Consider the following 7,522-nt stretch of genomic DNA (forward strand, 5'->3'; position numbering starts at 1 on the left):
ATATCGATGCCTCGCGTCAAATTTCTTTGTGATGCCGACCGTTGTATCGAGTGCAATGCGTGCGTGACGGCCTGCAAGAACGAACACGAGGTGCCGTGGGGCATCAATCGCCGCCGTGTCGTCACCATTAACGACGGCAGGCCCGGCGAGCGCTCAGTATCAATGGCCTGCATGCACTGCACGGATGCCCCCTGTGCGGCAGTTTGCCCGGTGTCGTGTTTCTACACCACGGCAGACGGCATCGTTCTTCACTCGAAGGACCTCTGCATCGGTTGCGGATATTGCTTCTACGCCTGCCCGTTCGGCGCACCGCAGTATCCAAAGGTCGGAAACTTCGGCTCCCGCGGCAAGATGGACAAATGCACCTACTGCGCGGGCGGACCGGAAGCCGACAACACACCAGCTGAATATGCGAAATACGGTTCTAATCGCCTTGCCGAAGGCAAGCTGCCGCTCTGTGCCGAAATGTGCTCGACCAAATCGCTGCTTGCAGGCGACGGCGCGATCATCGCCGAGATCTACGAGGAGCGCGTGATGAAGCGTGGCTATGGCTCGGGCGCATGGGGCTGGAAGACAGCATACCACGAGGGCGTTGATGTCTGAGGCACATCAAGGGCGCTGCGGGCACCGGCGAACTGCGGGAGAATGAGCATGATAACTCCTTCGCACATTCGCTCCTTCATCCTGATTGCGTTCGCGATCCTGACGATGATCGCAATAAATCCCGCGCTCGCGCAGAAACTCGGCCCGGACGGCGCACCCAATCCAACTGCGAGCACGATGACCGAGCAGCAGTTGCTTCAGCAATCACCACGCATCGAGGGCGACATCGACCAGCCGATCGAGCGCGCGCGCGTACTCATTCAGCCGGCCGGCAGGGCATGGGACTATTTCCACCGAGTCACGCTGCGCTGGATCGGCGCCATCGCAATCCTCGGCACGATCGCGGTGATCGCAGCCTTCTACTTCGTCATGGGGCGGCTACGGATCTCTGCCGGACGTTCTGGGCAGAAGATTTTGCGCTTCACTTCTTTCGAGCGCTTCGCTCACTGGCTGACAGCGGTGTCCTTCCTCATCCTCGCCTTAACCGGGCTGAACATCACGTTCGGACGCATCACTCTTCTGCCGGTGATCGGACCTGAAGCGTTCAGCAGCGTGTCGCAAATCGCCAAATACGTCCACAACTACGTCAGCGCATCGTTCGTGATCGGCCTCGTCCTGATCGTCGCGCTATGGATCAAGGACAATATTCCCCGGAAAGTCGATGTGGACTGGATCCGGCAGGGTGGCGGCTTCATCAAATCGAAACACGCGCCGGCGGGCCGCTTCAACGCGGGCGAGAAGCTGGTGTTCTGGTCCGCCCTCGGCGCTGGAGCGGCGGTTACTGTTTCAGGCGCTCTTCTCCTGTTTCCGTTTTATGTGACGAACATCGCGGGGATGCAAATCGCCCAGATCGTGCACAGCGTGATCGCAGTCCTCTTCGTCGCGGTGATCATTGCGCACATCTACATCGGCACACTCGGAACGGAGGGGGCATTCGAAGCCATGGGGACAGGCGAGGTCGATCTTCACTGGGCGGAGGAACATCACGATCTCTGGCTTAAGGATGAGTTGGCCAAGAAACGTCACGCCGATCAATCCGGACAAACATCAGAAACTCCGGCGGAATGAGCATACTTGCGATACATCGGCGGTTCTCGCCTCGCGCAGCATATTCGGCCACCCGATAATCGAAACCACATTGCACGAAAGAAAAACCGGAGCCGTGCCTGCGCCGTAAAGGACCTCATCCTGCGTGCTCGCCAACAGTTCGTCACGGAGAAAATGCATGGATAAACTCACTCGCAGGGATATGCTCGTGACGGCAGCTGTTGCCGGCGGAAATGCTGTCAGGCCGCATCCGCCGCGATCGCACAGACGGCCGACCGCACAGTCCAGCCAAGCCGGGAACCTGGCATTGGCGGTACAGATCCTGTAACCGGTAATCCAACTCGCGAGCGCCAAAACCCGGACATGCTCACTCCGCCCGCTACGGATTCCGGCACGACGCCAAACCTCCGCTTCTCTTTTGCGGACGCGCATGTCCGGCAGACGAACGGCGGCTGGACTCGCCAAATAACCCAGCGAGAACTGGTCATTTCGAAGTCCATTGCCGGTGTGCAGATGCGGCTGAACGCAGGGAGCGTGCGCGAGCTGCATTGGCACAAGCAAGCCGAATGGGCCTACATGCTTTATGGGTCCGCCCGGATCACGGCGATTGACGCCGAGGGTCGAAATTTCGTCGATGATGTGGGTGTCGGCGATCTCTGGTATTTTCCCGGCGGCATTCCACATTCGATCCAGGGGCTAGGCCCGGACGGATGTGAATTCCTTCTGGTTTTCGACGATGGCGACTTCGACGAGGACAGCACATTCTTATTGAGCGACTGGTTCAAGCACGTGCCTGCTGACGTGCTTGGCAAGAACTTTGGCACCCCCGCATCGTCGTTCGGACATACACCCGATCCGCGCGAGCTTTATATTTTCAAGGCGCCTGTTCCTGGTCCGCTGGGTCCAGACAAGCTGCTGGGTGCGCAGCCCGTTCCACAGACTTTCAGCCATCGCATGCTGGCACCCATCCGCACGAAAGGCGGGACCGTCCGGATAACAGACTCCAGTGTGTTCCCTGCCTCCAAGACCATCGCGGCGGCTCTGGTCGAAATCGAACCGCTACGTGAACTGCACTAGCATCCGAACACCGATGAGTGGCAGTACTACCTCAGCGGTCAGGCACGCATGGGCGTCTTCGCTGCTTCGGGTCAGGCGCGTACGTTCGATTTCCAGGCTGGGGACGTCGGCTATGTCCCGTTCGCGATGGGTCATTACGTAGAGAACACCGGCACGACGACGGTGCGTTTCCTGGAGATGTTCAAGAGCAGCTACTACGCCGATGTGTCACTGGCGCAGTGGTTGGCATTGACCCCGTCCGAGCTTCTGCACGTGCATTTGAATCTGGATGAGCAGGTTACAAAAGCTCTGACGAAAACAAAGATCCCGGTCCGTCCGGCATAGCCATGGCGACGGGAGCGTGTACGCAGTCGCTTCAGAGAGACGGCAAGTTAGGAGCACTTCGGCGCATCGGAGATGGGTGTGTGTTCGACAGTCAGCGTGCGAATTGTTGTTGGCGTGGTGATTGAGCGCCGTAAGGCAAAGAGCCCGTGGCTCGATTTCCTTTGGCGGCCAGTTTCCGTGCTTGTTGGAAAGCCGTCGGCCGCGCCTTGGACGCGGATCGGTGAAAAAGGTGAGACGACCCTATTCTATGCGGGCGAGGCCGCGATCGAATTGCACCGAACCGAAACGGAGAACTATCTTCAGAATCTTGCCTCGGGGACACCGATGCTGTGGGTCGTTTTGCGGCCGGTCGCGGCTGAGCCTGCGGCTCCGGCGTTCGATATTCTGACGGTAACAGCTGATCCTTCAGAGGGCGAGGCCCTCACTGACGCTGGCAACAACCTGGTCGAGACGGTGTCGATGCCGGCTGAGATTATCGAGGCCACACGCAATTTTATCCTCGAGCATCACGTCGAGCGCCCGTTTAACAAACGGCAACGAGACCGTGTCGATCCAATGATGCGCGGTCACCGTGAACGCGGCAGACAGTAAATGACCAAGACGGAAAGTGCCTTTCACGGTGGTCGCTGTTGAAGCAGTATCGCGCCCGAGCATTGAGCCCGACAGCTTACGCGGGGACGAAACTCCCCCGACGAAAGGCCTACGGATTTAAACGCGGCGGCACCAGCTGCAGCGCATACTACCTCGCCACTGATTTGTCGGAGGTATTCGCGCGAAAATTTCGCATCTCGCCGCCGCGAGGGGCTGAACCAGAATGTCCATCACCCTTGGTCGGAAGAGTTCCTCGAGCAGGAAGAGGCGACTGGCCGGTGATACACGGCCCGCGAGGCAACCTCAGATGAGGAAGGATCTGCGATAAACGCGGGCAACGTCAACACGCGCTCGCTCTAGCGCTTTCAAGAACAAGTGGTTCACGCGAACTGTGTCTTTACCGACTTGAAGGGCGATATGGCCGAGCCACGCCGCAATTTCCAATCTTGAAAAATCGCCCGAAGTCTGGATTTGAGCGATTTTGTCTTCGCCTAATTTGCGAGTTTCGACCACATACATTTAAGTCATTTCGCAACGTTAAAGTGCTCTTCGCCTCATATCGTCAGTCCTGCCGCGCTCATCAGCAACCGGAACAGCAGCGCGACAATTCCCAGTGTCGCGACGCTCGCCGCCCAGATGATCACGAGCCAACCCAGCCGGCTTCCCCAATCTGGTCGATGCTTTGAGGTCATGCGTTGCTTCAATGATAGCCCTCGCCGGCCGGGACCTTACTGCGGAAGACGTAGTAGGACCACGAAGTGTAGATCAGGATGAAGGGGATAATGAAAAGCGCGCCGACGAGCGTGAAGCCGAGCGATTGAGGCGGACTTGCTGCCTGCCAGATTGAAATGGAAGGCGGAACGATGTTCGGCCAGAGGCTAATTGCCAGACCGCTGTAGCCCAGAAAAAGCAAGCACAACGCCAGCATGAATGGTGCTGCGTGATATCCGTTGGAGAGAGAACGAATGAGCAAGACCGTCGCGAGCAATACCAGCAAAGGTACGGGCGCGAAAAAAAGAAGGTTCGGAAGGGAGAACCATCTCTGTGCCACGTCAGGGTGAGCGAGCGGCGTCCAGATGCTCACAATGGTGATCGTCGCGATAAGCGCCGACGCTGCCGGTTTCGCCAGAACCGTCATCCGCCGTTGCAATTCGCCATCGGTCTTCATGATGAGCCAGGTACATCCCAGCAGCGCGTATGCCACCAAAAGACCAAGCCCGGTGAACAGACTGAGGACGAAGCCAGTCGAAAGGTCCGCCGTCGAAGACGCCGCGGGAGACTTAAAATTGTGATCGTATAATTTACTTGCTGAAAAAAGACTAATAATAACAGCATACTACGCCGTTATGGCTCGAATACCCGACCTAAAATCTGCTACACAGTTATTACACATTTCGTGCTATAATTGTATTTCAGGGAGGCGGTTGTGAAAGGAGATCAAGAGTCAGCACATCACGAGCTGATGGGAGGCGAGCTCCACGTTTATAAACGTGAGAACAGCAAGTATTGGCAGTGTGCCATCTTCCTGAAGGGCTTCAATCACCGCGCCACCACCAAGCAGATCAGCCTCGCCCAAGCGAAGGACGTTGCAAAGGACTGGTATCTCACCCTGCAAGGAAAGCTCCTCAGGGGCGAACTGAAAGACAAGAAAAAATGGGAAGGGGAAGTCACCTTCCGCTTCGCCGCCGAAAAATTCCTGCGCGAATATACCGTGCTCACGCACGGCCAGCGCAGTCCGGTCTACGTCGGCGCACACCGCCGCCGCCTCGAAAACCACATCTACCCTTCATGGCTGACAAGTACCTTCCGGAGGTAACGCCAGGTCTCCTGCAGGACTACCGGGTCTATCGCCACGAAAAGGCGATGCAGCTCTATGGCAAGCCACCTGCCCGCAATACCATTCATCAAGAAGTCGTCGTCATCCGCCAGGTGCTAAAGGCCGCTGTACGCCACAGCGGGCTCAAGATGATGCCGGACTTGTCGGAACCGTACAAAAAGTCCGGCAAAATCTCTCATCGGGCGTGGCTTGCGCCCGATGAATACAAACGCCTGTATCAGGCGACCCGCGAACGCGCTCAAAACCCCAAACGGGTACGCTACGCTTGGGAAAGCGAGCAGCTGCACGATTTCATTCTGTTTATGGTCAACACCGGTCTGCGGCCTGACGAAGCATGGAGACTTCAATTCCGGGACGTGAAGGTCGCGCATGACGACGGTCTCAAAAAACCATTCTGGAGATCGAAGTGCGGGGCAAGCGCGGCGTCGGTTACTGCAAAAGCATGCCGGGGGCGGTTCAGCCCTTCAAACGCCTGCAGAAACGACTGCGACAGGTAGCCGAAAAAGATGAGAACGGCGAAGAGACAGTGATCGAACGGCTTCCGAAGCCAACTGACCTTATTTTCCCGAAACGGCACCATGAGCTTTTCGACATCATCCTCAATGAACTGGAGCTCAAGAAGGACCGGGACGGTCAGTCACGCACCGCGTATTCGCTCAGGCACACGTATATCTGCCTGCGGTTGATGGAAGGCGCTGACGTGTACCAGATCGCAAAGAACTGCCGGACTAGCGTCGAGATGATCGAGAAGTATTACGCCGCCCATCTGGTGAATACGCTCGACACCACCGCGATTAACGTCCGCAAGCAAAAACGCCCGCGCCACGCTGAGGACGACGAACCTGCGCCTCGCCCTAGATCACCGCGAAGCAGAAAACCATAACAATATCATGTGAATAAACCGCTTTTCCGACTCCGATCCCTTCGCTATAGATGGAGGCAGTGCGGGCGTGGCGAAACTGGTAGACGCAACGGACTTAGACGATTGAGTGCTCTGCGGGAAACCGCAGACGCAGAACTGCTCAAATTCGGGGAAACCTGTGAAATGGCAATCCCGAGCCAAGCCCCTACCCGGGGGAAGGTGTAGAGACTAGACGGGCAGCACCTACAGCGGTCACGCGCCAAGGTGAAGGGATAGTCCAGACCACAAACGCCTTACGACGGCGGCGAAAGCCGAAGTGGGATGAAAATCCGTAGGACCGCAAGGTTCGTGCCGGTTCAATTCCGGCCGCCCGCACCAAATTGCAATTGCTGCATCGCCCTAATTTCAAACCGACGCTATACTGATCGGCATTCGTGACGCCTTAGGTTGTCAAAAACTCCCAAGTTTCTTGCATAACTTTTAACGGCTCACAGTCTGTGCTTGACCACAGCTGTGAGAGTATGCAGGCATCTATGCACGTATACAGTGTAGAGCATTTCTGAAAGGTCATTTTTGTGAACGAGGGCCACCGCGCATTCACGGCAGCGAGTTCTGCAGCCGGATATTATTACCAGGCCCGGCTCGCTCTATTTGAAAGCCTGCGCATCGCTTATGGCGACTCTAGCATCGACGTTGCGATCGAACGGTTCGACGATGTCTCGTTTGAGACAGCAGGTACTCCGCTAGAACTCCTTCAAACGAAGCACCATATAAACAAAGTTGGTGATCTGACAGATTCGAGCCCCGATCTTTGGAAGACGCTGAGAGTTTGGGCCGAGGCCGCAAAAGAAAACCCTTCATTACCCAGCCGCACTCGTTTCGTATTACTCACAACAGGCCACGCGCCGGATGCATCGGCGGCGTCATACTTGCGCGCGGACGGCAATCGGGACGTCGAGAAAGTCGAGCTACTGTTGAGCGCAGCTGCAGCAGCGTCAACGAACCACACCTTGAAGGCGGCATTCCTCTCCTTTCAATCACTCACTCCGGAAATGCGAACCTCACTTCTGGGCGCGATAGAGATTCTAGATCAGGCACCTGAGGTTGACCTGCCCCTGCCGATTTCCTCCAGTTGAAGTTAGAGTCCGGCCTTCTGAAGGACGGACAGATGAAGCGAGCCA

12 protein-coding genes are annotated in these 7,522 nt (G+C 56.9%); 9 read left to right on the forward strand and 3 right to left on the reverse strand.

The window, feature by feature from the left end:
- Positions 1-6: 6 nt before the first annotated feature.
- The 5 genes from fdh3B to AC0L3X_RS41035 all read left to right on the forward strand — a co-directional run bounded on the left by fdh3B (position 7) and on the right by AC0L3X_RS41035 (position 3,642).
- On the forward strand, positions 7-603 hold the full coding sequence (fdh3B, locus tag AC0L3X_RS41015) for a formate dehydrogenase FDH3 subunit beta (protein WP_354100593.1): 597 nt from the start codon (positions 7-9) through the stop codon (positions 601-603).
- Positions 604-651: 48 nt separating this feature from the next.
- Positions 652-1,671 (forward strand): formate dehydrogenase subunit gamma, encoded by a 1,020-nt coding sequence (locus AC0L3X_RS41020; protein ID WP_354099075.1) that lies wholly within the window; start codon positions 652-654, stop codon positions 1,669-1,671.
- 342 nt (positions 1,672-2,013) lie between these two features.
- Positions 2,014-2,727: a cupin domain-containing protein gene (locus tag AC0L3X_RS41025; protein WP_354100592.1), complete on the forward strand. Its 714-nt coding sequence runs from the start codon at positions 2,014-2,016 to the stop codon at positions 2,725-2,727.
- Between the two features lie 48 nt (positions 2,728-2,775).
- Positions 2,776-3,051 (forward strand): cupin domain-containing protein, encoded by a 276-nt coding sequence (locus AC0L3X_RS41030; RefSeq protein WP_354100591.1) that lies wholly within the window; start codon positions 2,776-2,778, stop codon positions 3,049-3,051.
- Positions 3,052-3,129: 78 nt separating this feature from the next.
- Positions 3,130-3,642, forward strand: a complete 513-nt coding sequence (locus AC0L3X_RS41035) for a DUF3305 domain-containing protein (protein ID WP_456679803.1) — start codon at positions 3,130-3,132, stop codon at positions 3,640-3,642.
- Positions 3,643-3,945: 303 nt separating this feature from the next.
- Here the strand turns inward: AC0L3X_RS41035 and AC0L3X_RS41040 are convergent, their stop codons facing one another.
- Genes AC0L3X_RS41040 through AC0L3X_RS41050 form a run of 3 tightly spaced genes read right to left on the reverse strand, consistent with a single transcriptional unit; the run spans position 3,946 to position 4,846 of the window.
- Positions 3,946-4,161, reverse strand: a complete 216-nt coding sequence (locus AC0L3X_RS41040) for a hypothetical protein (RefSeq protein WP_354099073.1) — start codon at positions 4,159-4,161, stop codon at positions 3,946-3,948.
- A 35-nt stretch (positions 4,162-4,196) separates the two neighbouring features.
- Positions 4,197-4,346, reverse strand: a complete 150-nt coding sequence (locus tag AC0L3X_RS41045; RefSeq protein WP_456683364.1) for a DUF2474 domain-containing protein — start codon at positions 4,344-4,346, stop codon at positions 4,197-4,199.
- Complete coding sequence (locus tag AC0L3X_RS41050) at positions 4,343-4,846, reverse strand: cytochrome d ubiquinol oxidase subunit II (RefSeq protein ID WP_354099071.1); 504 nt, start codon at positions 4,844-4,846, stop codon at positions 4,343-4,345. Before AC0L3X_RS41050 ends, AC0L3X_RS41045 begins: the two co-directional genes overlap by 4 nt.
- A gap of 222 nt (positions 4,847-5,068) precedes the next feature.
- On the opposite strand from AC0L3X_RS41050, the gene AC0L3X_RS41055 reads away from it, so the two are divergent.
- From AC0L3X_RS41055 to AC0L3X_RS41070, 4 genes are all read left to right on the forward strand, one after another.
- A complete protein-coding gene (locus tag AC0L3X_RS41055; protein WP_354099070.1) occupies positions 5,069-5,458 on the forward strand; it encodes a hypothetical protein in 390 nt (129 codons plus the stop codon).
- The gene (locus AC0L3X_RS41060; RefSeq protein ID WP_354100590.1) at positions 5,431-5,976 is read left to right on the forward strand and encodes a hypothetical protein; all 546 of its coding nucleotides are present in this window, start codon (positions 5,431-5,433) and stop codon (positions 5,974-5,976) included. Before AC0L3X_RS41055 ends, AC0L3X_RS41060 begins: the two co-directional genes overlap by 28 nt.
- Positions 5,977-6,005: 29 nt before the next feature.
- Positions 6,006-6,362, forward strand: coding sequence for a site-specific integrase (locus AC0L3X_RS41065; protein WP_354100589.1), 357 nt, complete (start codon positions 6,006-6,008; stop codon positions 6,360-6,362).
- A gap of 554 nt (positions 6,363-6,916) precedes the next feature.
- Entirely contained in the window at positions 6,917-7,477 is a 561-nt protein-coding gene (locus AC0L3X_RS41070; protein WP_354100588.1) for a hypothetical protein, read from the forward strand.
- Positions 7,478-7,522 lie beyond the last annotated feature (45 nt).

The sequence above is a fragment of the Bradyrhizobium sp. MI1.7 genome (assembly GCF_055811795.1).